This is a genomic window from Marinobacterium halophilum, assembly GCF_003014615.1.
GTDB lineage: Bacteria > Pseudomonadota > Gammaproteobacteria > Pseudomonadales > Balneatricaceae > Marinobacterium > Marinobacterium halophilum.
The window spans coordinates 26,915-53,878 of record NZ_PYGI01000002.1 but is presented as its reverse complement, the minus strand read 5'-3'; the positions used below and the strand labels follow the sequence as shown (position 1 = coordinate 53,878).

Here is a 26,964-nt window from a genome sequence, read left to right as displayed (position 1 = left end):
GCCAGCTAAGCTGCCAGTATAACATTCCTTTTTATAATCACCTGTGCGGATGTTTTCTGATGTCGATCAGTACCCACAAGCTGTTTCCCTTTTTGCGTTGGCGTGACCGGGTCACCCGCGACAACCTGAAAGCTGACCTGATGGCGGGGTTGACCGGCATGGTGCTGGTGTTGCCGCAAGCGGTAGCCTATGCCTTTATCGCCGGTTTACCGCCGGTGTATGGCTTGTATACCGCCATGGTGTCGGCAGTAATTGCTTCGCTGTTCGGCTCTTCCTGGCATCTGATCTCGGGACCGACGGCGGCATTGTCCATTGTGGTACTGAGCGTAATTAGCGGCCTTGGAGACTTTTCTACCGAGCAGTATGTAGGACTTGTCATCAGTCTGACCCTGCTGACCGGGTTGATGCAATTGGCACTGGGGCTATTCCGCATGGGTAGCCTGGTCAACTTTATCTCGCATACGGTGGTAATTGGTTTTACCGCAGGGGCGGCGATACTGATCGCTGTAAGCCAGCTGAAGCATCTGCTCGGTATCCATGTACCGAGCGGGCTGTCCATGGTCACCACGATTGAACATCTGCTTGAGCAAGGCGCGGGGTTTAATGCTGTAGCACTGGAGGCGGGGCTGGTCACACTCGTCGTGGCGATGCTGGTGCGCAGGCTCAACCGTAAGCTGCCCCATCTACTGATCGGCATGGTTGCCGGCAGCCTGGCCTGTTATGTTCTGGATCCGGCTGGTGAGGTGGTGGCGTACGTGGGTGCCTTACCTGGTCAGCTGCCTACTCCGGTACTGCCGGAGTTTTCCTTTGTTACCCTCAAGGCATTGGCACCGGGGGCGTTAGCCGTGGCGCTGCTGGGGTTGATTGAAGCGGTTTCCATTGCCCGCGCCATCGCTGTGCGTTCCCATCAGCAGATCGACGGCAACCAAGAGTTTCTGGGACAAGGGCTGTCTAACGTGGTGGGCAGCTTCTTTGCCTGCTATGCCAGTACTGGTTCTTTCACCCGTTCGGGCGCCAATTATGATGCCGGCGCACGTACGCCTCTGGCAGCAGTGTTTGCTGCCCTGATGCTCGCGGTGGTAGTAGTGATTGCACCGCAGATCACCGCCCGGTTGCCGCTGGCGGTGATGGCGGGCTCTATCCTGCTGATCGCCTGGAACCTTATTGATTTCGGCAGCATTCGCCACATTTTGTCCAATAGCCGCGCAGAAGCGGCGATCCTGCTGGTAACCCTGTTCTCCACCCTACTGGTCGAGCTGGAGTTCGCTATCTATATCGGTGTCATGCTGTCACTGGCGCTGTATTTGCGCCGTACTTCCCAGCCGAGGGTGACCCAGGTGGCACCTTTGCAGCAGAGTGAGCGCCGTCATATCCGCAATATCCAGCGCTACGAACTGGAGGAGTGTCCACAGATGAAGATCATCCGGGTGGACGGTTCCCTGTTCTTCGGTGCGGTGGACCATGTTCAGCAGGAAATTCGCCGGCTGACGGCCCCTGGCAGCGGGGTGAACCATATCCTGCTGATCGGTAAGGGGATCAACTTCATCGACGTGGCCGGGGTGGAAATGCTGCATCAGGAGATCAATCGTCTGTATATGATGAACGGCGATATACTGATCAGCTCGCTGAAGGGCACGGTTATGGACGAACTCAAGCGCACTGGTGCGCTCAAAATATTGGGTGAACAGCGCTTCCACGAGACTCCACAATCGGCGATTGCCGAGTTGATTCCACGGCTGGACCAGGACCGCTGCGCGACCTGTACCAAGCGGATTTTTGGTGACTGTCCGCCGCCGGTTAAGGCCTAGTCAGCGTCTGATGCACACATGGTTGGGCTTGCTGGATAGGAACCCGGTGCCACCCGAAGGGGTAGGAAGCACCGGGTGGGGGATCAGAACTTAAGGTTCACACCCAGCGCGATGTTATCGGCGCCGTTGTCATATTGTCCTGTTTCGGCCCAGAGGGACACGCTCGGATGGATCTGCTTCTTCACTTGGAAGACAACACCGTTGTTGTCGGCCGCATCGTTATCCGCATCCTTGTCGTAGTAGCCCAAGGCGGCCGACAGGCCTTCTTGGAACTGATAACGGGCGGCGATGCCGAAAGAGTCGAAGTCGTTGCTGTTAAAAGTGTCTTCGTTGATTTCGTAAGTCGCACCCATGTGTAGTTGACCGAAGTTATAGCCGGCGGTCAGGGCAGTGCGCACGTAGTCCTCATCTGCACCGACAACAGTTTTCTCGGTCAGCACGCGGCTGATGCCCAAGTTCAGTGCCTTGTTGTCGTAGATCAGACGGGCGGTTTTAACGTCCAGATCTTCGCTGTTGTCTTCGCTCAAGGAGAGCGTTGAGAACACCATGCGCATGTTATTCCACTTGGGAGTGACATAGGCCAGTACATCCTGGCCCTCATCTGCCTGGTTGAAAATCGGGTTGCCGGTGGGTGTGGTGCGTCCATTGTGAGTTTCGTTGTATTCGAACAGGTTGATATTGGAATACATGTCGCGCTGAACGCCGCTGCTTGAGCGGGGAGCCAGCACGAATACACCGTAGTTCGAGGGGAAGATCAGTTTGGCTTCCTTGACGTGAATGTCACCTTCACCCTCCTTGCCACCGGTGTCGCGGCTGTTAACCGCATCGGCCACATCGGCCACAAACTGGTAACGCATCTTGAACGCATCAGCCTTGATCAGGCCGTTAACACCGAACTCCAGTTCAAAAGCTTCAGGGTCAAAGTCCTTATCCTCTACATCGAGTACACCCATGCTTGCGAACAGAGTGAAATTGGGTAAGGGGGCTTCAAGGGCCGGAGCCGCTTGAGCTGCGCCGGAGATGACCAAGGTGAGGGCAGAGGCGAGTGCAGCGGTTGAAGAGGTTTTTGTCATTATTATGCCTTTTTGCAGGGGGGAACGAGGACTGCAAGGGTAAGGTGATAATGACGGTCGTGAGCACAGGCGTTTCCTTGAGTGAAACGCAGCCCGTCAACGCAGATACCAGATATACAAATCTGTTAACCGGTGTGTACACAATTAGGCTTTTGGCAGGCGTAACGGCAAATATACAGGTCAGCTGCCAACAGCCGTTCGATTAGTGTCTATAGTGTCTGTTAGACGCAGCGCCCGATAATCAAAGGTCACTCGTTCAGGGGGTACTGTACAGGCACGTTGGTACTGGCTTCATGCTCTGAGTCTGCAACGGCAGGCGAGGAGGGATGCTATGAGTGAATTATCACCTTCGCAGCAACTGGATCCTGAGGAGGTTTTTGCAACCGAACTGGTTAATGCCGGACTGATCACGCCATCTGACCTGGAACGGGTCAATCAGATGCGCCAGTCCCAGCCCGAGCCGGTTTCCTGGCCCTCCCTGCTGGTACGTTTGGGCTTGGTCGCCGAGCGCGATATGGCCGATGCACTGGCCGCTTATCTGCATATACCCCTGCTTTCCCCCGCCGAGCTGGCGGCCGATTGTGACCCGGATCCGGGGTTGTCGCAACGTTTCATGCGTGAAAATCAGCTACTGCCGTTGCAAGTAACCGATGACGGTCTGCTGTTGGCGATGGCCGATCCCTTCAATCTGTTTCTGATTAATGCCGTCGCGATGGCGCGCGACCTGCGGGTACAGCCACGGGTTGCGGTCGGATCGGAGATTGTACAGGTACTCGACCAGCAATATGGCGAGGGCCAGAGTCAGATGGGGGATATTCTGGCGGACGTGAACCCCGGAGAAGAAGCGGAAGAAAGCGTCGAGGAGCTGATGGACATGGCCAGTGGCGCGCCGGTGATTCGTCTGGTCAACCTGATTATCCAGCGGGCGGTGGAAGCGCGTGCGTCCGACATCCATATCGAGCCCTTCGAAAACCAGCTCAAGGTGCGCTACCGCGTCGATGGCGTCTTGCATGATGAAGAAGCACCGCCGGTGCAGTTGTCGCCGGCAGTGATCTCCCGCCTCAAGATCATGGCGCGGATGAATATCGCCGAACGCCGCCTGCCGCAGGATGGTCGCATCGAACTTAGGGTACAGGGCAAGGAACTGGATATCCGTGTCTCGACCGTGCCGACGTTATACGGTGAAAGTGTGGTGCTGCGCTTGCTCAACCGGGACAGCATCAGTTTCGACTTCGCCAGCCTCGGATTTACCGAGACCTGCCGCCAGCAACTCGACCGGCTGCTGACCATTCCCAATGGCATGATTCTGGTGACCGGCCCCACCGGCAGCGGCAAGACGACTACCCTCTATACCGCACTGCACCAGCTCAATACTCCCGTGCGCAAGCTGATCACCGTGGAAGACCCGGTGGAATACCAGCTGGCCGGGATCAATCAGATACAGGTTAAAAGCAGCATCGGGCTCAGTTTTGCCAGTGCGCTGCGCTCCATTGTGCGCCAGGATCCGGATGTGATCATGGTGGGCGAAATGCGTGATCTGGAAACGGCCAAAATCTGTGTGCAGTCGGCATTGACCGGCCATCTGGTGCTGTCGACCCTGCATACCAATGATGCCGCTACCAGCGTTACCCGACTGCTGGAAATGGGGGTGGAAGACTATCTGCTGACCTCGACGCTGCATGCCGTGCTGGCACAGCGGCTGGTACGCCGCCTGTGTCCGCATTGTCGGCAGAGCTATGCGCCGTTACCTGAACTGATACGCGAATTGGGTTTGCCTGCCGAAACGTCGCCCCGCCTCTGGCATGCCGACGGCTGTGAGCAGTGTGATGGCAGTGGCTTCCGCGGGCGCCTGGTCATCCATGAGCTGCTGCCTGTCGATGACGATATCCGTCGCTTGATCCTGGATCATGCCGATTCCGGCCGGATCCACAAAGCGGCGCGCAGTGCCGGTATGCAGACCATGTACGAAGATGGTTGTCTCAAGGCGATGCAGGGGCTGACCAATGTCGAAGAGGTCTTGCGTGTGACCCAGGAGGGCTCATAAATGGCGACCTACCTGTACAAGGCCGTGACCGGCGAGGGCGAAGAGCGAGAGGGCGAACTGGATGCCGCCAGTCCACAGGCTGTGGTGCGTCAACTGCAGCAAAGTGGACTGATCCCGCTGGCAGTAGACCCGGTATCACCCGCCGGTGCATTGCGCAGCCTGGTCGGACGCCGTCAGGGCGGGTTGCAGGTGCAACAGTTCTCCCGGGAGCTGGCCGAGTTGATGCATGCGGGTATTGCGCTCGATCGGGCATTGCAGATCATGTTGAAGGCCACTGAAGATGAGGCCCAGCAGGCCTTGCTCAAGCGCATCCAGGACAGTGTGCAGCGGGGCCAGCCACTGTCGGCGGCCTTGCAGCAACAGGACGGCCTGTTCTCGCCCTTTTACCTGAGCATGATTCAGGCGGCCGAAAGTGCCGGGAATCTGACCGAAGGCCTGAGTGACGCGGCGGCCTATCTTGAACGCAGCCGCGAACTGCGGGAAAAGCTGCTGTCGGCGCTGATTTACCCGGTGATTCTGTTTGTGGTGGCACTGCTGTCGCTGACCATCATTCTGGTTTACGTCATTCCCCAGTTCGAGCAGCTGTTTGCCGATATGGGCGAAGCCTTGCCCTTCGCCACCCGGGTGGTGATTGGTGCTGCCGATGCGGTGCGTACCGGTGGCCCCTGGGCGCTGTTGTTGGGGGTGCTTGGTTATCTGCTGTTCAAACGCCAATTGCGGCAGGCGGAATTTCGCTTGGGTTGGCACACCCAGCTGCTGCGCTGGCCGTTGCTCGGTGGTTTGCTCCAGCGTATCGAGACCGCCCGTTTCAGCCGCAGTCTGGGCACCCTGTTAAGGGGCGGCGTGACCCTGGTCAGCGCGTTGCAACTGGCACGCGGCACCCTGAGCAATGCGGCTTTCAGCACGGCAATTGAGGAAGTGACCGAACAGGTCCGCGAGGGGCGGCGGCTGGGGGATCAGCTGCAACAGGTCCGCCTGTTTCCGGTGTTGGCGATCCAGATGATCCAGGTGGGCGAAGAGACCGGTCAGCTGGACAACACCTTACTCAAGGTGGCCGACCGCTATGACCGCGAGGTCAGCCTCAGCATCCAGCGCATGCTGACCCTGCTGGAGCCGATTCTGATTGTCGGACTCGGCATCCTGATCGCCGGCATCATCATGTCGATTCTGGTGGCGATCATGTCGATCAACCAATTGCCCCTGTAACTCCGAGGACGTCAATATGGACCCGAACAGCGCACACCCATCTCGTTATGTCCACGGCTTCACCCTGCTGGAGCTGTTGGTCGTGCTGGTCATTCTGGGACTGCTGGCCAGTCTGGTCGGTCCCCAGGTGTTACGTCATGTGGGCAGTTCCAAGACGCAGACGGCGGCCTTGCAGATCGCGGAACTCAGTGCCGCCCTGGATCTGTACCGGTTGGAAGTCGGGCGTTACCCCAGCGAGCAGGAAGGGCTGGAAGCACTGGTTAAACAGCCCTCCGGCGTGAGCAACTGGAATGGCCCGTACTTGAAGAAGAACGTGGTGCGTCAGGACCCTTGGGGCAATCCCTATCACTATGACTTCCCCGGCAAGCACGCGGCGTTCGACCTGTATTCGCTGGGTGCAGATGACCGCACGGGCGGCGAAGGTGAAAATCGTGACGTGGTCAGCTGGGAGTAGCAGGCCAGACCAGCGCGGCTTCACGTTGCTGGAGCTGCTGGTGGTGCTGGTGATTGCCGCACTGATGCTGGCGCTGGTGGCCCCCAACCTGGTTAACCTTATTCCCGGCAGTGAACTCAAGGCGTTTGCCCAGCAAAGTGCAGCTCTACTCAGAGAGTTGCGTAGCGAGGCGCTGAACGGTGCCGAACCACGGGCACTGGCATTGGCGACCGAAGAGCGGCGCTATCAGGTGCCGCCCCCCTTGCAGTTGAGCTGGCCGGAGGCTGTTACGGTCGAACTGAACGCGGGTAACCTGCCGGGGCAACCCGTGTCGTCAGATGTGCAACCGCAGCTCGTATTTTATCCCGATGGCAGCAGCAACGGTGGAAGTCTCACTCTTGGCGGGGCCGGTAACCGGCATTACCGGATTATGGTGGACGCGTTCAGCGGGAGGGTGCATATCGATGACTAACACCACACGGGCCATGGCCGGATTCACCCTGCTGGAAGTACTGGTCGCCTTCGTCCTGCTATCCAGTGTGCTGGGGGTGGTGATGCAGCTCAATGCGCAGGCGCTGGATGGCACTGTGCGGGCCGGTGATCGGCAGCGTGCCTTGATGTTGGCGCAGTCCGAACTGGACCGAATTCTGGCGCACCGTGAACTGGTGCCGGGACAGACGCAGGGCGTGTTCGATACCGATGGCATGCGTTGGGAGGCCAATGTCAGCCCCTTTTATTTTCCCCAACAGGACAACGCCGAGACACAGACCCGCATCGTGCCGTACCGGATCGATTTGCACGTTTTTCTGGATGAATCCCGCTCGTTGCAGCTGACCACGCTGCGTCTGGGGGTAGCACCATGAGAGTGACACGTATTGGCGGGTTTACACTGCTTGAACTGCTCATCACCCTGGTGTTGATGGGGCTGGTGATGTTGTTGCTGTTTACCGGATTGCGCGTGAGTACGCGCAGTTGGGAGGCTGTTGATCGGCAGCAGCAGACGGTGTCCGAACAGTATCAACTGCAGCAAGTGCTGCGGCGTTTGCTCAGTCAGGCCCGCAACCTGCGCGTGCGAGACAGCGAAGGGCGGGTGCAGGCGGCCTTCAATGGCGCCGCCACCGAGCTGACCTTCGTGGCACCGGGGCGTTCCGGTGACCTGTCTGGTGACCTGTACTGGTATCGCCTGTACCGGCGAGATAACGGCCAGCAGGCTGAGCTGGTACTGCAGGCCAAAGCCTTCGACACGGGCGATGCGGTGGAGTGGGGCGAACTGTTCTCGACCGAAGTGGTGGCGGAAACGGGAGAGATACGGCCCGTGTACGACTATTCACTGCTGTTGCTGCCGGCGCGCCGCCTTGAGCTGACCTATTGGGACCAGCCAAGCGGCAGTCTGTTGCTCGCTCAACCGGACTGGATTGAGCAGGCGCGGCTGCCCAGGCTCATCGAGCTGCGCTTGATTGATACCGCCGAGCAGATCAGTACGCGTTGGCCGCCGCTGGCGGTGGCGCTGGAGGAGTATAACCATGCGCTGCGCCAGAACCGTTAACGGCCGCGCAGCGGGCGGCGTGATTCTGGTCACGGTGCTGTGGGTACTGGTACTGCTGAGCCTGATCGCCTCCAACCTGTCGTTGGGTGGCCGCAGCTTCAGTCGCCAGACATTGAATGCCGAGCTGGGCAGTCGCGCCGGGCTCGCGGCCGATGCCGGGATCAGCTGGGCGTTGTGGAGTCTGCAACAGCCGGGCTCGGCAGGTTGGCTGGCCGATGGAGAGCCGCACTGGATGCCGCTTGATGACGCCTGGATCGGCGTTGCCCTGCAGGATGAAAGCGGCAAGCTGGACCTCAATGCCGTTCCGACCGAACTGCTGGATGGGTTATTGGCGGCCGTGGTGGAAGACAGTCGACAGCGGGCCGAATTGGTTGCCGCGATCGAAGATTGGCGTGATGCCGATGATCTGATCAGGCTCAATGGTGCCGAGCGTGAACAGTATCAGGATGCAGGCGTTGACTTCATGCCCGGCAACCGGCCATTTGCAGCGCTGACCGAGCTGTATCAGGTACTGGGCATGACCGCCGAGATCTACCGCCAGCTGGCACCGCATCTGACGCTGGTAACCCGCAGCCGCACGGTAAATCCGCGCGTGGCCTCCTTTGAGGTGCTGATGACGCTGCCCAATGCCAGTGCCGGTCTCGTGAATGACTACATCGAACAACGACGGGATGCCTGGCGCGAAGGACTGCCGTTGCCGGAACTGCCGTTCGACGCCGCGCCTTATGTCAGTGATCGGCGCAGTGGCGTGCATTACCGGGTTGAAGTGGAGGCCCGACTGGGCCAGACCCGCATCCGGCGTGCGGCACGGGTGATGCGCAGAGGGGCGCAGTTGCAGCTCGAACCGGATCAGAGGCCGCCCGATGGCAGCCGGCTGGGCGAGCCAACAGAGGGGGAACGCACATGAATGCGCAATCAGGTTGGCCGTTGCTGCTGAGCAGCCGAATCAGACAGTTTTGGCGCTGGTGGCTGACGGAACTGGAAGCTTCGATCCCGCTGGGATGGCGGCGACGGCTGCAGTCGCGTGAACGGCGACTGACATTTACCGGCGATACGTTCGAGGTGGATGCCGGCGGGCGGACGCTGCGGATCGGGATTGATCAGTTGGCGACCGACCCGGTGCTGAAAACCTGGCACACACAGGATAAGGGGCAGGGGCGTCTGCTGATCAGCCTGCCGTTGACTGAACTGTTGCACAAGGTCATTCAGCTGCCCGCCGCCACCGAGCCGCGTCTGCAGGCGGTGTTGGGATTTGAACTGGACCGGCACACGCCGTTCAGTGCCGAGCAGGCCAGCTACGGTTACCGAGTGCTGCGCCGGGATCGCGCTGCGCGGCGGATCGAGGTCGAACTGTTTGTGTTGCCCAATGCCCGGCGGCAGCGATTATTGCAGGCGCTGGCAGAGGCCGGGCTACGCCCTGACTGGGTGCTGCCGGCCGGGGGTGAAAACGACACCCATCTGCGCAGTCAACTTAACCTGCTGCCCGAAACGGTGCAGCCGCACCGGCAGGCACGTTACCGCTGGCCACTGGCAGCTTTAGTCGGCGTGAGCATCCTGCTGGTTGCTGCTTTCTATCTGCAGTCGCGCCATTTGCAGCGTTTACAGGTGGCATTGGAGCCGCTGCAACAGCAAGCCGAAGTGGCACAGGCGGTGCGCAGCGAAGCCGACACGTTGGAGCAGAGCTGGCGCTTTCTGTATGCCCGTCGCCTGGCACAGCCCTCAACTCTTGAGTTGCTGGACGAACTGACCCGGCGTCTGCCGGACAATACCTGGCTCAGCCGTCTTGATCTGGAGGGCGGTGAACTGCAGGTGCAGGGCGAATCCTCCAGCGCCTCCGACCTGATCAGTCAGCTTGAGGATTCGGCACTGCTGCAGGATGTCAGTTTCACGTCACCGGTGACCATCAACCCGCGTTCGCGCAAGGAACGTTTCAGTTTACGCGCCCGCTTTAGTCAGGAGGTACAGCCATGAACCCGTTGACGCCACGTCGCAGCCGCTGGCTGGCGCTGGGCCTGTTACTGCTGGTGATCCTGCTGCTGTTGCGACTGCTGTTGGTGCCGCTGTGGCAGTACTGGTTCAGTACGGCCGCGCAGATCGATACGCTGGAAAACCGACAGGCGGTATACACGCGGCTGATTGCCGCGCTGCCGCAAGAGCGCGAACGTTTGGCCCAGCTGCAGGCCAATGCACCGGTGGCGCAATGGTATCTGGATGAAAGCACACCGGCACTGGCCGCTGCCCGCCTGCAGCAATTGCTGCATAGCCGAGCCGGGCAGAAGGGCGTTCAGGTGGTCAGCACCCAGATCATCAATATCGAGGAGGACAGCACATTAGAGCCGGTTGCCATCCAGGCGCAGTTACGTGCCGATCTGAGTGAGCTGGTTGCCCTGCTGTATCAGTTGGAAACCGATCGGCCACTGCTGTTTATCGACAGTCTGGCGGTGCTGGCCAATCCGCGTGCTGCCACTGGCACCTCACGGTCAACGCGCTCAGGTGCGCGCACCGACCACTTGGATATCCGCCTCAACCTGATCGGCTATACCCCCGGGGAGGTCGCGCCATGAACCCCATGAGCTTAAATTCCGTGTGCTCTCATTTCGCTGTTGCATGTGCGCTATTGCTGATATGCCTGCCAATACGTGCCGACGAGCCGGCTCCCGACGTGGAGTCTCCCCGTCTGCCTGATCTGCAACTCCCAGAGTCCCCGCCACTCAGTCGTTTTGATGCCATTCTTGAACGGCCACTGTTTTCGGCCAGTCGCGCTCCAGCTGACGAGGTCGATGCGGGCCTGAATGGGACCTCGGCCGAAGAACTAAAGGCACAGTGGCGCCTGACCGGCATTTTACTGGCCGGTACCGAATACAAGGCCATGTTGCGGCAGCGTAACGGCCGTCTGCACCGGGTGTTGAGTACTGGCATGCCGCTGGATGACACCTGGGTGCTGACCGAAATTCACCGCACCAGCATTCTGCTGCAGGCGGGCGACAACGAAGTTCAGATGCAGCTGCTTGAACCTCGGGATACAGAGCCTCGGGCCACTGCATCCAACCGTACCGAGAATGGCACCGGCGCTGCAGCATCACAGCCGGATGCGCCGCAAACCAAGGAGGTGCCCAATGAATAACCGCTTAGGTACAACCCCGGAGGGCCGCGTCTGGCTCAGGGCCGGGATAAACCATGCGTTGCTGTTGTTGACGGTGTTCGGGCTCAGTGCCTGCGCACTGCAGGACACACAGAATCCGAATGCACTGGATAGTCCATGGCGTCAGAACAGGGCGGCGGGTGAACGCATGGAAACCGTGTCGTCACGGATGTCTACCAATCGTACGTCGACGGCCACCACTGAAACCCGTTTTGGTGCGGAACCCCCGGCGACGGCTGAAGGTCAGCCACCGCGTGCCGAGTATTACACCGGCACCGGCAACTTTATCGACTTGAGTGCGCCACCCACGGGCGAGCCGATCAGTGGCGATATCACGTTCAATTTCCAGGATGCGGAGATCAGCGAAATCGTACGTACCATCCTCGGTGATATTCTGCAGGTGAATTACATCCTTGATGACCGTGTGCGCGGCATCGCCAACATGCAAACGGTACGTCCGATCAACCGTGATGCATTGATCCCCACACTGGAAAAACTGTTACAGGTGAACGGTGCCGCGCTGATTGATCAGGGAGACTTCTTTGAGGTACTGCCGATCGACAGTATCAACGGTGGCACGGTCAGCCTCAAGACCAACCTCAGTGCCGACCGTGGCTATCAGATGCTGGTCGTGCCGCTGCAGTACATCGGCGCTCAGGAAATGGTCAAGATTCTGGAGCCGATGAAACCGCGGTTGGGGCTGCTGGAAGCCGATGTACGTCGCAACATGTTGACCCTGGCCGGCACACAGGCGGAACTGATCAACCTGAAGGAAACGATCAAGGCGTTCGATGTCGACCAGCTGCGGGGCATGTCGGTTGGTCTGTTCCGGCTGCAGTCGGTAGACCCGGAGCTGCTGATGAGCGAACTGGAAGTGATCTTTGGTGATGCGGCCGAAGGTCCGCTGGCGGGGGTCGTCAGCTTTTTGCCGATTGAACGGCTTAACGCGCTGTTGGTGATTACGCCACAGAAAAAATACCTGACGGACGCTGCCACCTGGATTCGTCGTCTGGACCGGACCGAGGGCGCGCAAGGGCTGGGCATGTATGTCTACTATGTCCAGAACGGTCGTGCTGAAGCCTTGGCGGAAATGCTCAGTGGCTTGTTTGAAGGTCAGCGCCGTCGGCGTGAGGCCCGCGCCGAGAGTACCCCGCGCCCGGTCGTGACAGCACCGGCTGCCGAGGACGAGGCTGATACGGACCAGCCCCGTGCCACCGCCAGTACCGGCACCGCACCGGCAAACCTGGATGTGGGCGAAGTGGAGATCATCGCTGACAACGAGAACAATGCGCTGTTGATCATGGCGTCACCAACCGATTACGACAAGGTCTACCGCGCCATCCAGAAACTGGACATATTGCCGCTACAGGTACTGGTTGAGGCCACCATCGTGGAAGTCTCGCTGGAAGATGAGCTGCGTTACGGCCTCAACTGGTTCTTCAAAACTCACTTTGGCAACTCCAGCAGTGGCGTCGGCACCATCGGCAGCAACGCCTTTCCCAGTGCCTCTGAACTGCTGGGTACCGCCAGTTTTGAAGTGTTCAAGTCGGGAGAAACCCGTGCGCTGCTCAACATACTGGCTTCGGATTCACGTCTGAATGTGGTCTCGTCACCCTCGCTGATGGTGCTGGATAACCATACCGCCGAAATTAGGGTCGGTGACCAGGTGCCAATCCGTACCTCGGCGACCACCAATACCGCCAGTGACGACCTGAACACTACCAGCACCATTCAATACCGGGATACCGGGGTGCTGTTGGAGGTTACCCCCAGAGTCAACGCCGGCGGCATGGTGGTGCTGGATATCACCCAAGAGGTCAATGATGTGGCCGAGGAAACCACCAGCTCGGGTATCGATTCGCCGACCATTATCCAGCGGCGCATCAACACCAGCGTGGCGGTACAAAGCGGTGAGACGCTGGTGTTGGGTGGTCTGATCAAGGAGAACAAGACTAACGGCGGGGAAGGCGTGCCTTACTTGCGCCATGTGCCGGTACTGGGCTGGGCCTTCGGCAGTCGTGGTAAAAGCATCAACCGTACCGAGCTGGTGGTGATGATCACGCCCACGGCGGTGACCGACACGGCCGATGCCCGCGCCGTAACCCGTGAATACCAGAACAAGCTGCGCGGGCTGGAGCTGCCCTCACGGGCGCTTGATCGGCGCTGACACGCGGTTTTTGGCACCCGCCACACCCTCAGGCCCGGTATATGCCGGGCCTGTTCTATTGCTGGTACCCTGTTACGGTTGCATTACATCCGGGTCTCAAGCCAATAAGTCCTTTCAATTCAAATTGTTATTAACCATTCCCGCAAATGACAGGCTCTTGGTACTGACACCAGGCGCACGTCCATTATCGCCGAAATCCCCATAAAATCCTTCTAAAACATACTGTTATAGATGTGGCACGTTCCTTGTATTAATCAGGACACCATACGGCTCTGTCATGTTTATGCATGCCTGAGTGATGGCCATCGAATCACGTTGTCCGCTGGCCAGGCCCAGGAACAAGAGGGGGAGGTTTCGGCCTCAGTTCTCATCACTCATCAAGCCATTGTGGAACCTGTTACTGCTAACTGGGGTAACAGTCGGACGCTGATAAGCACAACAGGCCAGAGTCGTAGTCAGCGACCGAGCGCAAGGGGAGATGGAGTTAATACGGCACGGGTACATAACAATAAATGCCCGCACCGAAGGAGGTGGACCATGCGGTCCCTATCAACAGGAGTCGTAGCCTGGCGCAAGCTGCTATGGCTGCCCTTGGCAGTGGTGACATTGCTGATGTCATGGGCAGTACAAGCAACCGAGCCAGTGCAGATCGGCTTCACACTCGAAGGGTGTCGTCTGGAAACGGGCGCAACCTATGACCAATCAAACTTTACCTGTACCGACGAGGGCTATGTAACCGGTAACCTGGGTAAACAGTGGAACGAACTGGATTACGTACCACACCGGGTTACGCTGAAAAACGGTAATGGACCCCAAACGTTTGATTTTATCGTGGCGGGTGACTATACGCCTAACAGCAATAGCACCACCGGCTGGGACGACATCACGGCGCTGACGCTCAACACCAGCCTGTCCGATGGCAGCTGTAATGCCGTTGTATCAGGGCCCGTGAGCATCACCCCAGGGGGCAGCGGAGCCGGTGGCGCTTATGAGACCATCTACCGTGAAATCGAAGCCACCATGGCACCCGGTGAAACCTGTGTGTATGACTACGCGCAGCGGTTGTCGTTAGGTGCCAGTGAGTTCAGTGGTTCTTCCCTGCAGTCCAACCTGTGGAACGAGTTCTTGACCAGTTCCGGTATTGGTCAGAAGCGTATCCAGTTGCCGGTGGCCGATATTCTGCCGCAGGAACTGAACAAGGATATGAATGCGCAGCAGGACACCGTCTACATGTGGAACCTGACCAAAACGGCTGTGCCATCTAATCTCTCGTTCCAGAACAGCTGTGAACGTGATGATCCGATGACCGAAACCACCACTATCCGGATCGAATGGCAGCGTCTGCCTGGCGACCCCGGAAAAGTGACCGTGGTGACCAATATTTACGCCTACAACCCCGCGCATCTGGACGTACATGTCAGTGTTACCGACATGATATATGGTGACCTGGGCGGTGGCGAAGTATTGCTGGGTACTGCATCAGCGGATGATGTGCTGGTTCCGGCCGGTGCTACCGTCAAACTGTTGACCCACAGCATCCCCGATGTGGATGAAGGGGTCTTTGGTCTGAACGATTTGGCTCATGCCACCTACAAAATCGGTACCATTGAGGTGCCGGGACAGACCGACGCATTTGCATCGGCCGAAGTACAGCCCAGTGGCAATGAAGTGGATGCCACCGCCGTTATCTCGGATGTGGAAGGCCCGATTACCGGCGCCGGCTACATGTTCTCGGTTGACTCGGTCAATGGCAGCGGTGACTTCACCGACGGCTACAGCTTGGGCGAAATGACCGCAGGCCCGGTTGCCTGGTCATCCACTGAACAGAGTGGTGATGGCTTTGTCGAGTTCGTCAAAACCATCTATCTGGACGAGCCGCGTGACAGCAGCGGCGAGCTGCCGGATATCGCCACCCTGCTGGCCTCGGATAACTTCGAGATCAGCAAGAATGCCAGCGTCACCTTTGCGGATTATCCGCTGGTGGAACTGACCATTCATAAAACCATCGACCTGGATCTGGATGAAGGCGAAAACGCCAGCTTCTACTTTGATGTCTATCGTGTCGATGACATTGATGAAATGGTGGCTGAAAACGTCGAAATCAGCTTCGGTTCCGGTGAAACCGACAAGTCGGTCGTAATCGGCAATCTTGACCCGAACGAAACCTACCGTGTGGTCGAAGTCAGCGGCAGTGATGGCTTTACGCTTGATGATGAGCAGCAGGCCAGCATTCTGTTGCCGATCTGTGGCGGTGATGTCTACTTTGCCAATGAGGTAGAGCCTGCATCAGCCAAAGCGATCAAGGTTACCGTACCGGCAGGGCATGACCCGTCCGGCTTCGAGTTCCTGCTGAGCGGCCCGGGCCTGAACGGCGGCGTACAAGCCGTGTCCGACGGAGCCGGTAATGCGGTCTTCCCGGTTGAACTGTTCGAAGAGGGTGAGTACACCATCACCGAACAGCCGCGTGAAGGCTGGGAGCTGACCGATGTCAGTGGTGGCGAAACCAATAGTGTTGAGAGCGCCAACTGTACCTTCATCGTCAACCTGCCTGAAAGCGCCAACTACGAGTTCCAGTGCACCTTCGAGAACACCAAACTGGCGACTATCATTGTCACCAAGGTGATCGAAGGCAACAACGCGCTGAACCTCAGTGGCGACTTCGACTTCGACAGTAGCGTCGCCACGTTTGACGCTATGCTGGATGCGCAGACCTGGAGCTTCGGTGCTGCTGCACTGTCTGGCGACTTCGTCTCTCGTGAGTTCACCAACCTGTCTCCGGGCAGTTACGATGTCACCGAGGCGGATCCGTTCCTGGATCTGTTCAGCCTGACCGACATTACCTGTATTGACCCGAGTGGTGACAGCCAGACCGGTGGCTTTACCGCCAATATCGAGCTGGCAGCCGGCGAAACCGTTGAGTGTATCTTCACCAACACCAAGCTGGCGGCACCGGGTAATCTGATCATCTACAAAACCACCATTGGTAATGTGGGTACATTCAACTACGACAGCAGCGATGGCACATTGCCGCCGTTCAGCCTGACCACGTTGAGTGAAAATACCCCGACCACCAGTCCGCTGGCGACGTTCAACAACCTGGAACCGGGCATCTACAAGGCCAATGAGCTGGTACCGGCCGGTTGGGATCTGACCGATCTGTACTGTGTCGATGCCGTCTCCATTGATGGCAGCCAGACCGAAGTGAACATGGCCACGGCTGAAGTCAGTGTAAGCATCGATGATGGCGAAACCGTTGAGTGTTTCTATGAAAACACCAAACGCGGCTACATCATCGTCGACAAGGTGACCGATCCGGCAGGAGATCTGCAGCTGTTCGATTTCGATCCGAGCTATGCAGGTCCGTTCGCGCTGGCTGACGCCACCACACCGCACATGTCCGAACCTCTGGTCAACGGCACTTACTCCGTGAGTGAGACCGTACCGGCTGGCTGGGATCTGACCAGTGCCACCTGTGATGACGGCAGTCTGCCGAGTGCAATCGATCTGCAGCCGGGTGAAACCGTGACCTGTACGTTCGAAAACACCAAGCGTGGCTACATCATCGTCGACAAGGTGACCGATCCGGCAGGTGATCTGCAGCTGTTCGATTTCGACCCGAGCTATGCAGGTCCGTTCGCGCTGGCTGACGCCACCACGCCGCACATGTCCGAACCTCTGGTCAACGGCACTTACTCTGTGAGTGAGACCGTACCGGCCGGCTGGGATCTGACCAGTGCCACCTGTGATGACGGCAGTCTGCCGAGTGCAATCGATCTGCAGCCGGGTGAAACCGTGACCTGTACGTTCGAAAACACCAAGCGTGGCTACATCATCGTCGACAAGGTGACCGATCCGGCAGGTGATCTGCAGCTGTTCGATTTCGATCCGAGCTATGCAGGTCCGTTCGCGCTGGCTGACGCCACTACACCGCACATGTCCGAACCTCTGGTCAACGGCACTTACTCCGTGAGTGAGACCGTACCGGCTGGCTGGGATCTGACCAGTGCTACCTGTGATGACGGCAGTGCGCCGAATGCGATCGATCTGCAGCCGGGTGAAACCGTGACCTGTACGTTCGAAAACACCAAGCGCGGTATGGCTGAAGTGCTGAAAACCGTCTCCGGCATCGCGCCGAACGGCGTCTATCCGGCCTTCGACTTCCAGATCCGCGATGGCAGTGGCGCTGTGGCTTCAGCGACTTCAGATGTTATCACCGGCTTTGCCTACTTCAGCTGTGAAGCTGGGGTGAGCCCGGATGTCTGTGTCGATGTTGATGGCATGGCGAAACTGGTACCGGGGGCCTATGAGTTCTGCGAACTGGATGTTCAGCCTGGCTGGATGCTGACCGGTAGCAGTAATGATGGGCCGTTGAGCTGGTACTCACTGATTATTGGTGAGGACTACATCGGTGAATGTGCCGCCTTCACGCTGAGTGTGGCCGAAACCGAAAGCTTCAACGTGGATAACACACCGCCTCCTGGTGGTAATGCACGTACCATCGGTTTCTGGAAAAACTGGACCAGTTGTGATGGTAAGGGCAACCAGTATGATCGCTGGCTGACCGATCCAGACTTCTATGATGTACTGGATGAATTCCTGCCGATCTATCTGCATCCTGAACTGGAAATCACTCAGTGTGCTGTAGGTGTGGATCTCCTCGACAAGCGTGATGTTGAAGATCCGTCTTTGGTGGGTGATGGTAGTAAAAAAGCCAGTGATGCGGCGTATGGTCTGGCTGCCCAGCTGATGGCGGTACAGCTGAACATAGCCGCTGACGCGGGCACTTGTTCGGAATTGATAAACGCCAAAGTGGCTGCTGAGCAGCTGTTGGCCGATATCGACTTTACCGGCACAGGTGACTATCTGAAAAAACCGAAAGGTCCGAGCAAAACTCTGGCGCAGGAAGCCAAGACTTTGGCCGGTATTCTGGATAGCTACAACAACAATATGCTCTGTCCGTAACAGAGCCTGACCCCCGCCTCTAGGGGCGGGCCATGAAAAAGCCGCGGCGGGGTAACCCGTCGCGGCTTTTTGTGGCTACCGTGCGTATGGCAAGTTGCTACTTGTTGTTGCCCTTGCCGTTGTTGCTACCACCGCTGCTGCCACCGGCATCTGCCGCGAGGCTCACCTGCACAGTTGCTGTGGCGGTTTTTTCGCCATCGCTGATGGTGTAACTGAAGCGGTCATCCTGTTTGAACGGCTTGCCCGGCGTGTAGGTCAGGGTGCCGTCTGCATTCTGGCGTACGCTGCCCTTGCCGCCCTGAGTGAAGCCGGTAATGCGCAGTGTACTGCCTTCAGGATCACGGTCATTGGCCAGTACCGGGATCTTGATACTCTGCTTGGTTGCCAGTGTGGCACTGTCGGCATTGGCGATGGGCGCTTCATTGACGCTCGGTTCCGGTTCCGGCTGTACTTCTGCCTCGACTGTAATCGTGACGCTGGCCGTTGCGGTTGCGCCCTGAGGGTCGCGCACGGTATAGCTCAGGCTGGTCTGACCGCTGAAGCCAGTGGCCGGGGTATAAATCAGCGTGCCGTCGGCATTGATGCGAGCCGTACCACGGGTGGCGTTGACAGCGCTCAGGGTTAGCTGTTCGCCTTCTGGGTCGCGATCATTGGCGAGCACGGCGATGCTGACCGATGTTTCAAAGGCGGTCACGGCGGTGTCGTTGCCGGCGATCGGAGCCTCATTGGGTTCCGGTGTCGGCTCGGGCGCTGCGGCTACATCAATGCTGATGCTGGCGCTGTCGGTGCCGCCCTTGCCATCGCTGATGCTGTAGCTGAAGCTGGCCAAGCCGCTGAAACCGGCTGCCGGGGTATAGGTGATCGACTGGTCGGCATTGATGACGGCGCGGCCGTTGACGGCATTAGCGGCGGTAACGCTCAGGCGGTCGCCATCGGGGTCGGAGTCGTTGGCCAGCACGGCGACGGTAACCGCTGTTTCAAAATCGGTACGGGCGGTATCGCTCACCGCGTCGGGCCGGTTGTTGACCACCGGGTTATCGACCACATAGGTCAGGCTGCTGCTGGCGCTCTGGCTGCCGGAGGTGGCCTGGGCGGTGAGGGTGTAGAAACCGTCAACGGCGCTGTCGGCAGAGGTGACGGTCCAGCTGGTGGAGCGGCTTTCGCCCGGTGCCAGGGTCAGTGCTGTACTGGCCAGTACGCTGCTCCAGCCGCTGGGCACGCCGGTGTTCAGGGTGTAGTTACTGCTGCTGCAGGCGGCGCTGTCCTGGTTGGTCAGGGTCAGGGTATACGCCTGACTGCTGCCTGCGGCGGCCCACACGCTTTCGCCCGGGGTGACACTCAGGCTCGGGTTGGCGCGGGTACAGCTGTTCACGGCATCGGGCAGTTGCACGTTAACGCGGGCACGGGTGCCGTCCACCCATTCGGTCGCCAGGGTGATGCCTGCATCGGCGTCGGTAAACTGCTGGCCGACTTCCAGTGCCGGGTCGCGGGTATCGGTGTAGTTGGACGGTGTGCTGGCCGGGGTCATGTCCAGCAGATAGCTGCTGTTGCCCTTGTTGCTGATGCCGGTATGTACCACCACGCCGTTCTGTACGTTGGCGTTGCTGGCCAGAATGTTGTCATAGCCGCTGGCCTGACGGTATTCGACATAGTACCAGCTGTTCTCGCCGGAAACCGGATCGGTGCCTTTGGCGATTTTGAGTGCCTTTGGTGCGCTGCCCGGCTGGGTAGCATAGGGCTCCAGTTCATGGATGCCGCTGCCGGTAACGGTCTGGATATGACGGCTGTCGAGCCAGCCCAGACGCTCTTTCTGGAAGGCGGTGAAGTGGCCGTTGACGCGGCCCATGATGTCGACGCCATCACCGTATTCGTCACTGGAGCAGTTGCTGCCGGTAACATCGCTGCCGCACTCCAGTGCATGAGAGTGATACAGGCCCAGGTTGTGTCCCATCTCGTGGGCGACGGTAAACCAGTACATGGAACCGTTGATCAACATGGTGGATGTGGTCCCGCCGACGGAACCGACGCCGGAAAAACCGCAACCTGCGGTGTAAGGCATGGCAAAGATCAGACGGTTGTACTGGCTCAGGTCATAGCCGGCAGCCGTGGCAGCGTCGTGGGCGGCCGAGGTGATGGCAGAGGTGTCACAGCCGCTGCTGTTGATCGGCAGGGTCAGCCAGGGCGTGGTTTCGCCTTCCAGCCAGGTCTGGCCGAATGAATTTTCATGCAGGAAGCTGCTGGCCTGGTCGAAGACCGTGCTGCGCGCCTGTTCAGTAGTCCAGGGTTGGCTGGTGTTGTCGCTGAAGTTGACGTTGATGACCAGTGTCGACTGGGCACCAAAGGTGGCGCTGCTGTCGGCAGCGGTGCCGCCGTTGCTGCCACCGGTAACGCCACCGTCGGCCGCCAGCACCAGCGCGTCACTGTTCAGTGCAATATCGCCATCCGATGTGCTGTCATCTGCTGCCGTCACCAGCAGGCCTTCCAGCTCAACCGCATGGCCATGCTTCAGCCGGGGCGGGGTATCGGTAAAGTGCAGCTCAAAGCGCTCGCCGAACGGGGTTGCCAGAACGTGGCGCAAACGGTGCTTGCCATCTTCCTGGTCTTCGTAAAACACTTCCAACTGGCCGCTCAGGTTCAGGCGCTGTTCCAGCTTTTCGACAACGTCTACGGGCATGCCCAGCTGTTTTGCATCGGGAATGGCCAACTGCAGGGCAACCCCGGGCTGCTGTTTAACCAGCTGGCGCAGCAGATCACGACGCATATCCGCCTGACGCAGCAGTTGGGCCTGCAGCGTTTGGCGGGACGGTCCCTTAGCATTCTGCCAGCGTTTGTGCAGCGCCATCAGTGCCTGCGACTGGGTGTTGGCTTGTTCGTGCAGCTGTTTAGTCGGTGGCACGCGGGGAGTGTCAGCGGCCTGTGCTGATAATACAGTCGATGACAGCGCGGCTACCACTGCCAGTGTTGTCAGGCGGCGGGCAAGGGGCGGGGTCAGTAATAACGTCATGGATCTCTCCTGAAACACAGTCATTCAGTCAGATCCTCTGGCGAGCGGGCATTGGGCGGCTCAGAGAGGCCTCCTTCGGTAGCCTGGCGGGTAGACATGAATGTCTACTCCATGGCTTTGCGTGACTCTTGGGAGTCGTGCCTTTTCGGGAGAGGATCTCGCAATTTCGGGTGCCGAGGTCGGGGTGTTCAGGTCGGGCGGCACCGCTTGGCAGAACTCTTGTCAGTTCTGTACAGATACCGGGTGCCCGAGATGTATTCCCGTCTATTTCTTTACACCGCTTCGCTCGGCAATGTTTTATAAACGGTATAGGAACGAAGTGGGGATGATAATAACAGGAACAGAAAAGTAATTTAAATATTCAGGTTTTTTCGAAGCGGTTCATATATGTAATGTATTTGTTACGATGTGTTTCATATATTTTACAAAAAAGAATTTTTAATTATTTTCTGTGTTAATAATATGATAAAAAATGCGAACTTGTCCTGTAACTGTTGGTATACAAGAACAGGAGGCTATAGGGTTGTTACATTAAATTAACACTTATGGGCAGAGGCGAAGGCGGGATTTTATTTAGACCTTTTTTTCATATGTCTTGTCTATTTCGTCCCATAGGGTAATAACCTGCGGTGGCAGGGGCGCGTCAAGAGTGTCGAAGCTGGGTTTGCGTCGCTGCCAGGTGAGCGGAAGTTCGTCATGCGCGGTGGTGGCGGAATCCGAGTGCGCTGCAGCAGGACTGTCCGGCTGTGACCGGATCAGACGGTGGTTGGACAGTGCTTTGCGCAAATGCTTCATGGCAGCGGCCTCAGACGATTCCTTAGTAATTAGCAGAATTTGGGCCATAAATTTATTACATCAACCATTACAATTGGTTAATGGTTGTCGGGGGCGTGAATGCGGGGGCAGTGTAGGGGGAGAATGTAACCTGAGAGCAACAATACAGCTGAGAGGGGGCCGCTCAGCGGTTCAATGATGGGCTGACGCCTTGTGGTGATGCAGGTGGTGTTTTTCCATCATGCGATACAGGGTGACACGGGAAACCTCCAGCATTTTCGCGGCTCTGGATACGTTGTTCTGACACTGTGAAAGTGTGTGTTCGATGACGACCCGCTCGGCTTCGGCACGGGCTTCATCAAGGGTTTTGAATGTCTCCGGTGTATGCGTACGAATAAGGCTGGGCTCCAGATTCAGATCCTGTGGCGTAATCAGACGGTTATCACTCATGATCATGCCGCGTCGAACGCGGTTGATCATCTCGCGGACATTGCCGGGCCAGAGGTGCTGGTTGATGGCGTCGAGTGCTTCTTGGGTGAAACCTTTAAGCTGGCCGCTGTGGTCATTGCAGAATTTGTTGAAGAAGAAACGCGCTAGCAACTCCTTGTCTTCACCCCGCTCGCGCAGTGGCGGCACTTTTATGTTGAGCACGCTCAGGCGATAAAACAGATCTTCCCGGAAACGCCCCTCTTTTACAGCTTGCTCCAGATCGATATTGGTGGCTGCGATCACGCGGGTGTTGATCTCGATACTCTGGCTTGAACCCAGACGCTCGATCGTTCCCTCCTGCAGAAAGCGCAGCAGGTGTGCCTGCAGATTGGAGGCCAGGTCACCGATCTCATCCAGAAAAAGAGAGCCCTGATGCGCCGATTCAATGCGTCCGATGCGGCGTTGATGAGCGCCGGTGAACGCGCCTTTTTCACAGCCGAATAGTTCGGACTGAATCAGGCTCTCGGGCAGGGCTCCGCAATTGACCGCGATGAACGGGAACGCCTGGCGGCTGGAACGCTGATGGATCGCACGGGCGATCAACTCCTTCCCGGTGCCGCTTTCACCCATGATCAGCACCGTGGCATCGGTTTGTGCCACTTTGCGGATCAGGTCGAAAATCTTCAGCATCTGCGGGCTGGCACCCACCATCTGGAACTGGTTGTCATTCTCCAGTGCATCAGTGTCCAGATGTTGCAGATGATACAGGCCGTAGGCGTGGCCCAGAATGATCGACAGGTGGTCGAGACTGCTCCCCAGCGGCAGGGAACAGTAGTCATAGAAGTTTTCGAACAGTAGCCGTCGCAGCCCCACATCCTGTAGCTGGTCAGGCCATATCGCAGCAACCCAGGCGATTTGATGGTGGCGTTGAAAAAACTGGGTCAAGGCCTGGTTGTTGTCATCTTCAAGCCAGTCGAAGCAGGCCAGTCCGACAACAAAGGATTCTGTTTGCAGCAGTTTTTCTGCTTCGGCCAGGCTGCCGACCCGGTGCAATTTCCACCCCGGAAAGGTGGCAGGCGTCAGTTCCGGGCTGGGCCGGCTGGACAGGTCGAGTAATACAAGGGGCCGTTCCGTCTCTGGATGTTTGTGCTCCTGTGAGCTTGGAGTATTCATATGCATCACCTTGGTTGATTTACAACCGGGTGCAGTGGTTGGACTACACTAAGGAAAATTGTAGTCATAAAAATGGGTCGGTAGACGTATTAATAGTCAACAATATGTTTAAAAGGTTTCTTTTTATTCATGTTGGTTCAGGTTTTATACATAAAAATAGTCAGATTCATGACAGGGAATCAAGATAGTTAACCCAGGTTGGCAGCCAATCAGGCGGACATGTATATGTACTGTGAATATTTTGGTTTGCATGAACCCCCCTTTTCGATAGCACCCAATCCGCGCTATCTCTATATGAGCGGGCAGCATGAAGAGGCGTTGGCGCATCTACTGTACGGTATTGAGGCGGATGGGGGCTTCATTCTGTTAACCGGTGAAGTGGGAACGGGCAAGACGACGCTGTCACGTCGGCTGATAGAACAGTTGCCCGAGACGACTGACTTTGCCTTGATCCTCAATCCGCACCTGCAGCCGCTGGAGCTGTTACAGGCGGTCTGCGATGAGTTGAAGCTCGATCCGGGCCCGGTTCCACGGGGGTCAATGAAAGTACTCTGCGACAGAATTTATCACTTTCTGCTGCAGCAGCATGCGCAGGGGCGCAATACGCTGTTGATCATTGATGAAGCCCAGCAATTGCCTTTCGCGTCGCTGGAGCAGTTGCGCCTGTTGACCAATCTGGAAACCAGTGAAGCCAAGCTGCTCAAGGTTGTGCTGCTGGGGCAGCCAGAATTGCTTGAGCGCCTGGCACGGGATGATTTGCGGCAGCTGTCCCAGCGGATCAGTGCCCGCTTTCATCTGGGGCCGTTGGCAGAGTCGGATCTGCCCAATTACATTTATCACCGGCTCATGGTGGCAGGGCTGAACCGGCCAGTGTTTCCACCGGCGACCCTGAAGTGTCTGTATCGTTTATCGGCGGGTTTGCCGCGGGTGATCAATCAGATCTGTGACCGTGCATTGCTGGGCACCTATGTGCAGACGCGCAACGAAGTCAGTGTGGAAACCCTGCAGCGTGCGGCGCGTGAAGTATTGGGGCAGGACGGAGTAGCCACCGTCAGTGGTCGTCGCCCCTTGTATGTCTGGTTGTTGGTTGCGTTGCTGGTGGGGCTGCTTGGGTGGGCGGCTGGTCTGGGGCTGTCGCTGTTGTTCAATGGGCAGCTGAGCGGCCAGCCGTTCTCATCCGCGGCATCACCGCCGGCAGCACCGATGATGACAGCGGCGGAGCAGCAGGCGCTGCGTGCCAAGCTGTTCCCGTGGGAAAAAATGGTGCCGGATGAACTCATGTTGCCGGTCGTGCCCGCCGTGTCTGTACCGCCCGATGCTCAAGCGCCTGTCCACGTCAGTGGACTGCCCGAGTTGCAGCCGGTCTACGCCGAGTCGATGGAAGCTGTAGCTGCGGTGCCGATCGAACCACCGGCACCGAAACTGGAAACGCTTGAGGACATTCAGCGTTGGCGGCCGCCGGAGGATACCGATCTGGCTGAAGTGCTGGCGTTTCGTGATCTGTTCCAACATTGGCAGCAAGACTATGATCCGCGTCGTGAACCGGTTGTCTGTACGTTTGCCGCCCGTCAGGGGTTGGGATGTCTGACCCTGGCAGGTGAGTTGAGCTTGCTGGAGCAGCTGGATCGCCCGGCCGTGATTACCCTGCGTTATCAGCAGCAGCCATATGCGGTCATGCTGACGGCGCTGGATGCCGACTCTGCCGAGGTGCTGTTCAATGCGCAACCCCGGCGGCTATCCAGAGCATTGTTGCAGCAGCTGTGGGGTGGGTCGTTTACGTTGTTGTGGCGTCAGCCACCGGGCTATCGTGAACCGCTTTGGCCCGGAGCGCAGGGCGCTGAGGTGGACTGGCTCCACCGTCAGTTGGCGCGTCAGCGCGGTGTGGCGACCGATGTGCCGCTCAAGTCCCGATATGATGCGGAGCTGTTTCTGCAGGTTAAAGCGTTTCAGCAGCAGCAGGGGCTTACCGTGGATGGCGTAGCGGGACCGTTGACGCTGATTCGGCTTAATAGTCTGGTACTGGCGGATTTGCCACGCCTGAACAGCTAGGAGGCGATCATGTCTTATATCCACGATGCCCTCAAGGCCTCGGCCGAGCAGCGTAAGCATGCACAGGGTGATCCCTTGCCACCGGTTGGCGGGGGAGGTGTGCCCGCCCGAAGCGTTGGTTGGGTCGGATGGCTCGGACGTAGCTTGTTGATGGTGCTGTTGGCGCTGCTGTTGTTCTGGGGCTGGCGGATATATGACCGCCCGCCGCCTGCCAAAAGCGAGCCGCCATTGGCCGTGGAGCGTGTGTCGACGCCAACACCGAGCCCTGCCGGGGATGCACCTGATCTCAGTGGGGTCAAAATTTCGATTCGGGAGACGCCGGAGGTCTCGCCGGGTGTTTCTCCATCGACACCCGCCACGGCGACAAAGGACGAGCAAGCGGAGGTGGCTGACGCGGTGGACGCTCAGGTTGAGGTGACCACAGAGGACCCTTACGCCAGTATCCCTTACCTGCGGCAGTTGCCGGTAGAGCTGCAGCGGGAATTGCAGAATATCCGTTTCTCCGTGCATATCTATGCTGCAGAGCCGAGTTCCCGATTGGTCAAATACGAAGGCAAGATGCTGCGTGAAGGTGATTTCGTGCGTCCGGGGTTGCGGATCGAGGCGATTGTTCCGCGTGCGGTGGTGCTGCAATACCGACAGACACGGTTCAAGGTTCCGGCACTCTGACGTTGCGATGAAAAGTGGACCAGTGGTGAGCGTCCATTGTTATACTCGGGGCCTATTTCAGTGACAAACAGGAGTGTCCGATGTATAGCTCGACGATCGCCCCCGCATTTTATGATACCGATGGGCTTGGCCATATCAACAACACGCGGGTGCCACAGTGGTTTGAGGCGGCCCGCAACGAGTTGTTTCGCATTTTCACCCCTGATCTGGATATGAAAAAATGGCAGCTGATTCTGGCCCGTGTCGAGGTGGATTATCTTGGTGAGCTGTTCTACGGCCGTGACGTCGAGATCCGCACGTATGTCTGCAAAATCGGTAACAGCTCATTCACGGTGTTGCAGGAAGCGTGGCAGGACGACAAGATGAATGCCCGCGGTAAGGCTTTTATGGTGCGTTATGACTTTGCCAACGGCCGGGCGATCAGCCTGACCGACGAGCAGAAAGGCATGCTCGATGTCCATTTCAAGGCCGACGCATAAGCCGGT

20 protein-coding genes and 1 riboswitch are annotated in these 26,964 nt (G+C 58.1%); of the genes, 16 read left to right on the top strand and 4 right to left on the bottom strand.

The window, feature by feature from the left end; genetic code table 11:
• Positions 1 to 59 precede the first annotated feature (59 nt).
• The gene (locus CLV44_RS01565) at positions 60 to 1,808 is read left to right on the top strand and encodes a SulP family inorganic anion transporter (protein ID WP_106590356.1); all 1,749 of its coding nucleotides are present in this window, start codon (positions 60 to 62) and stop codon (positions 1,806 to 1,808) included.
• 83 nt (positions 1,809 to 1,891) lie between these two features.
• Here the strand turns inward: CLV44_RS01565 and CLV44_RS01560 are convergent, their stop codons facing one another.
• Complete coding sequence (locus CLV44_RS01560) at positions 1,892 to 2,881, bottom strand: porin (protein WP_106590355.1); 990 nt, start codon at positions 2,879 to 2,881, stop codon at positions 1,892 to 1,894.
• Between the two features lie 331 nt (positions 2,882 to 3,212).
• Between CLV44_RS01560 and gspE the strand changes: the two genes are divergently transcribed.
• The 12 genes from gspE to CLV44_RS01500 all read left to right on the top strand — a co-directional run bounded on the left by gspE (position 3,213) and on the right by CLV44_RS01500 (position 18,381).
• A complete protein-coding gene (gene gspE / locus CLV44_RS01555; protein ID WP_106590354.1) occupies positions 3,213 to 4,925 on the top strand; it encodes a type II secretion system ATPase GspE in 1,713 nt (570 codons plus the stop codon).
• Entirely contained in the window at positions 4,926 to 6,131 is a 1,206-nt protein-coding gene (locus CLV44_RS01550; protein ID WP_106590353.1) for a type II secretion system F family protein, read from the top strand.
• A 16-nt stretch (positions 6,132 to 6,147) separates the two neighbouring features.
• Positions 6,148 to 6,585: a type II secretion system major pseudopilin GspG gene (gene gspG / locus CLV44_RS01545; protein WP_106590352.1), complete on the top strand. Its 438-nt coding sequence runs from the start codon at positions 6,148 to 6,150 to the stop codon at positions 6,583 to 6,585.
• A complete protein-coding gene (locus CLV44_RS01540; RefSeq protein ID WP_170069233.1) occupies positions 6,563 to 7,036 on the top strand; it encodes a GspH/FimT family pseudopilin in 474 nt (157 codons plus the stop codon). The genes gspG and CLV44_RS01540 overlap by 23 nt, the downstream gene beginning before the upstream one ends.
• Positions 7,029 to 7,427, top strand: a complete 399-nt coding sequence (locus tag CLV44_RS01535) for a type IV pilus modification PilV family protein (RefSeq protein ID WP_170069232.1) — start codon at positions 7,029 to 7,031, stop codon at positions 7,425 to 7,427. Before CLV44_RS01540 ends, CLV44_RS01535 begins: the two co-directional genes overlap by 8 nt.
• On the top strand, positions 7,424 to 8,110 hold the full coding sequence (locus tag CLV44_RS01530) for a prepilin-type N-terminal cleavage/methylation domain-containing protein (RefSeq protein ID WP_106590349.1): 687 nt from the start codon (positions 7,424 to 7,426) through the stop codon (positions 8,108 to 8,110). The genes CLV44_RS01535 and CLV44_RS01530 overlap by 4 nt, the downstream gene beginning before the upstream one ends.
• Positions 8,088 to 9,017 carry a type II secretion system minor pseudopilin gene (locus tag CLV44_RS01525; protein WP_106590348.1) on the top strand — a complete coding sequence of 310 codons (930 nt, stop codon included), beginning with the start codon at positions 8,088 to 8,090 and terminating at the stop codon, positions 9,015 to 9,017. The genes CLV44_RS01530 and CLV44_RS01525 overlap by 23 nt, the downstream gene beginning before the upstream one ends.
• Positions 9,014 to 10,081: a PilN domain-containing protein gene (locus CLV44_RS01520; protein ID WP_106590347.1), complete on the top strand. Its 1,068-nt coding sequence runs from the start codon at positions 9,014 to 9,016 to the stop codon at positions 10,079 to 10,081. The genes CLV44_RS01525 and CLV44_RS01520 overlap by 4 nt, the downstream gene beginning before the upstream one ends.
• A complete protein-coding gene (gene gspM / locus CLV44_RS01515; RefSeq protein ID WP_106590346.1) occupies positions 10,078 to 10,674 on the top strand; it encodes a type II secretion system protein GspM in 597 nt (198 codons plus the stop codon). The genes CLV44_RS01520 and gspM overlap by 4 nt, the downstream gene beginning before the upstream one ends.
• Entirely contained in the window at positions 10,671 to 11,234 is a 564-nt protein-coding gene (locus tag CLV44_RS01510) for a hypothetical protein (protein ID WP_146139970.1), read from the top strand. The genes gspM and CLV44_RS01510 overlap by 4 nt, the downstream gene beginning before the upstream one ends.
• Entirely contained in the window at positions 11,227 to 13,419 is a 2,193-nt protein-coding gene (gspD, locus tag CLV44_RS01505; RefSeq protein WP_106590344.1) for a type II secretion system secretin GspD, read from the top strand. The genes CLV44_RS01510 and gspD overlap by 8 nt, the downstream gene beginning before the upstream one ends.
• Positions 13,420 to 13,956: 537 nt before the next feature.
• Positions 13,957 to 18,381, top strand: a complete 4,425-nt coding sequence (locus CLV44_RS01500; RefSeq protein ID WP_106590343.1) for a prealbumin-like fold domain-containing protein — start codon at positions 13,957 to 13,959, stop codon at positions 18,379 to 18,381.
• Between the two features lie 97 nt (positions 18,382 to 18,478).
• On the opposite strand, the gene CLV44_RS01495 is transcribed toward CLV44_RS01500, so the two are convergent.
• The 3 genes from CLV44_RS01495 to CLV44_RS01485 all read right to left on the bottom strand — a co-directional run bounded on the left by CLV44_RS01495 (position 18,479) and on the right by CLV44_RS01485 (position 23,761).
• Positions 18,479 to 21,385 carry an Ig-like domain-containing protein gene (locus CLV44_RS01495; RefSeq protein WP_170069231.1) on the bottom strand — a complete coding sequence of 969 codons (2,907 nt, stop codon included), beginning with the start codon at positions 21,383 to 21,385 and terminating at the stop codon, positions 18,479 to 18,481.
• 74 nt (positions 21,386 to 21,459) lie between these two features.
• A riboswitch (cyclic di-GMP riboswitch) is annotated at positions 21,460 to 21,537 on the bottom strand.
• Positions 21,538 to 21,958: 421 nt separating this feature from the next.
• Positions 21,959 to 22,180 carry a hypothetical protein gene (locus CLV44_RS01490; protein WP_106590341.1) on the bottom strand — a complete coding sequence of 74 codons (222 nt, stop codon included), beginning with the start codon at positions 22,178 to 22,180 and terminating at the stop codon, positions 21,959 to 21,961.
• Between the two features lie 171 nt (positions 22,181 to 22,351).
• Positions 22,352 to 23,761, bottom strand: coding sequence for a sigma-54 dependent transcriptional regulator (locus tag CLV44_RS01485; RefSeq protein ID WP_106590340.1), 1,410 nt, complete (start codon positions 23,759 to 23,761; stop codon positions 22,352 to 22,354).
• 225 nt (positions 23,762 to 23,986) lie between these two features.
• On the opposite strand from CLV44_RS01485, the gene CLV44_RS01480 reads away from it, so the two are divergent.
• The 3 genes from CLV44_RS01480 to CLV44_RS01470 all read left to right on the top strand — a co-directional run bounded on the left by CLV44_RS01480 (position 23,987) and on the right by CLV44_RS01470 (position 26,958).
• Positions 23,987 to 25,810 (top strand): ExeA family protein, encoded by a 1,824-nt coding sequence (locus tag CLV44_RS01480; protein ID WP_170069230.1) that lies wholly within the window; start codon positions 23,987 to 23,989, stop codon positions 25,808 to 25,810.
• Positions 25,811 to 25,819: 9 nt separating this feature from the next.
• Positions 25,820 to 26,479, top strand: a complete 660-nt coding sequence (locus tag CLV44_RS01475) for a general secretion pathway protein GspB (protein WP_106590338.1) — start codon at positions 25,820 to 25,822, stop codon at positions 26,477 to 26,479.
• An 80-nt stretch (positions 26,480 to 26,559) separates the two neighbouring features.
• Positions 26,560 to 26,958 (top strand): acyl-CoA thioesterase, encoded by a 399-nt coding sequence (locus tag CLV44_RS01470; protein WP_106590337.1) that lies wholly within the window; start codon positions 26,560 to 26,562, stop codon positions 26,956 to 26,958.
• The last annotated feature ends 6 nt before the right edge of the window (positions 26,959 to 26,964 follow it).

Coding starts and splice junctions, on each gene's coding strand:
- CLV44_RS01530 (WP_106590349.1), top strand. CDS start 7,424: ATGAGAGTGACACGTATTGGCGGGTTTACACTGCTTGAACTGCTCATC.
- CLV44_RS01520 (WP_106590347.1), top strand. CDS start 9,014: ATGAATGCGCAATCAGGTTGGCCGTTGCTGCTGAGCAGCCGAATCAGA.
- CLV44_RS01565 (WP_106590356.1), top strand. CDS start 60: ATGTCGATCAGTACCCACAAGCTGTTTCCCTTTTTGCGTTGGCGTGAC.
- CLV44_RS01525 (WP_106590348.1), top strand. CDS start 8,088: ATGCGCTGCGCCAGAACCGTTAACGGCCGCGCAGCGGGCGGCGTGATT.
- CLV44_RS01480 (WP_170069230.1), top strand. CDS start 23,987: ATGTACTGTGAATATTTTGGTTTGCATGAACCCCCCTTTTCGATAGCA.
- CLV44_RS01490 (WP_106590341.1), bottom strand. CDS start 22,180: ATGAAGCATTTGCGCAAAGCACTGTCCAACCACCGTCTGATCCGGTCA.
- gspM (WP_106590346.1), top strand. CDS start 10,078: ATGAACCCGTTGACGCCACGTCGCAGCCGCTGGCTGGCGCTGGGCCTG.
- gspG (WP_106590352.1), top strand. CDS start 6,148: ATGGACCCGAACAGCGCACACCCATCTCGTTATGTCCACGGCTTCACC.
- CLV44_RS01470 (WP_106590337.1), top strand. CDS start 26,560: ATGTATAGCTCGACGATCGCCCCCGCATTTTATGATACCGATGGGCTT.
- CLV44_RS01495 (WP_170069231.1), bottom strand. CDS start 21,385: ATGACGTTATTACTGACCCCGCCCCTTGCCCGCCGCCTGACAACACTG.
- CLV44_RS01560 (WP_106590355.1), bottom strand. CDS start 2,881: ATGACAAAAACCTCTTCAACCGCTGCACTCGCCTCTGCCCTCACCTTG.
- CLV44_RS01535 (WP_170069232.1), top strand. CDS start 7,029: ATGACTAACACCACACGGGCCATGGCCGGATTCACCCTGCTGGAAGTA.
- CLV44_RS01550 (WP_106590353.1), top strand. CDS start 4,926: ATGGCGACCTACCTGTACAAGGCCGTGACCGGCGAGGGCGAAGAGCGA.
- CLV44_RS01475 (WP_106590338.1), top strand. CDS start 25,820: ATGTCTTATATCCACGATGCCCTCAAGGCCTCGGCCGAGCAGCGTAAG.
- gspD (WP_106590344.1), top strand. CDS start 11,227: ATGAATAACCGCTTAGGTACAACCCCGGAGGGCCGCGTCTGGCTCAGG.
- gspE (WP_106590354.1), top strand. CDS start 3,213: ATGAGTGAATTATCACCTTCGCAGCAACTGGATCCTGAGGAGGTTTTT.
- CLV44_RS01510 (WP_146139970.1), top strand. CDS start 10,671: ATGAACCCCATGAGCTTAAATTCCGTGTGCTCTCATTTCGCTGTTGCA.
- CLV44_RS01485 (WP_106590340.1), bottom strand. CDS start 23,761: ATGAATACTCCAAGCTCACAGGAGCACAAACATCCAGAGACGGAACGG.
- CLV44_RS01500 (WP_106590343.1), top strand. CDS start 13,957: ATGCGGTCCCTATCAACAGGAGTCGTAGCCTGGCGCAAGCTGCTATGG.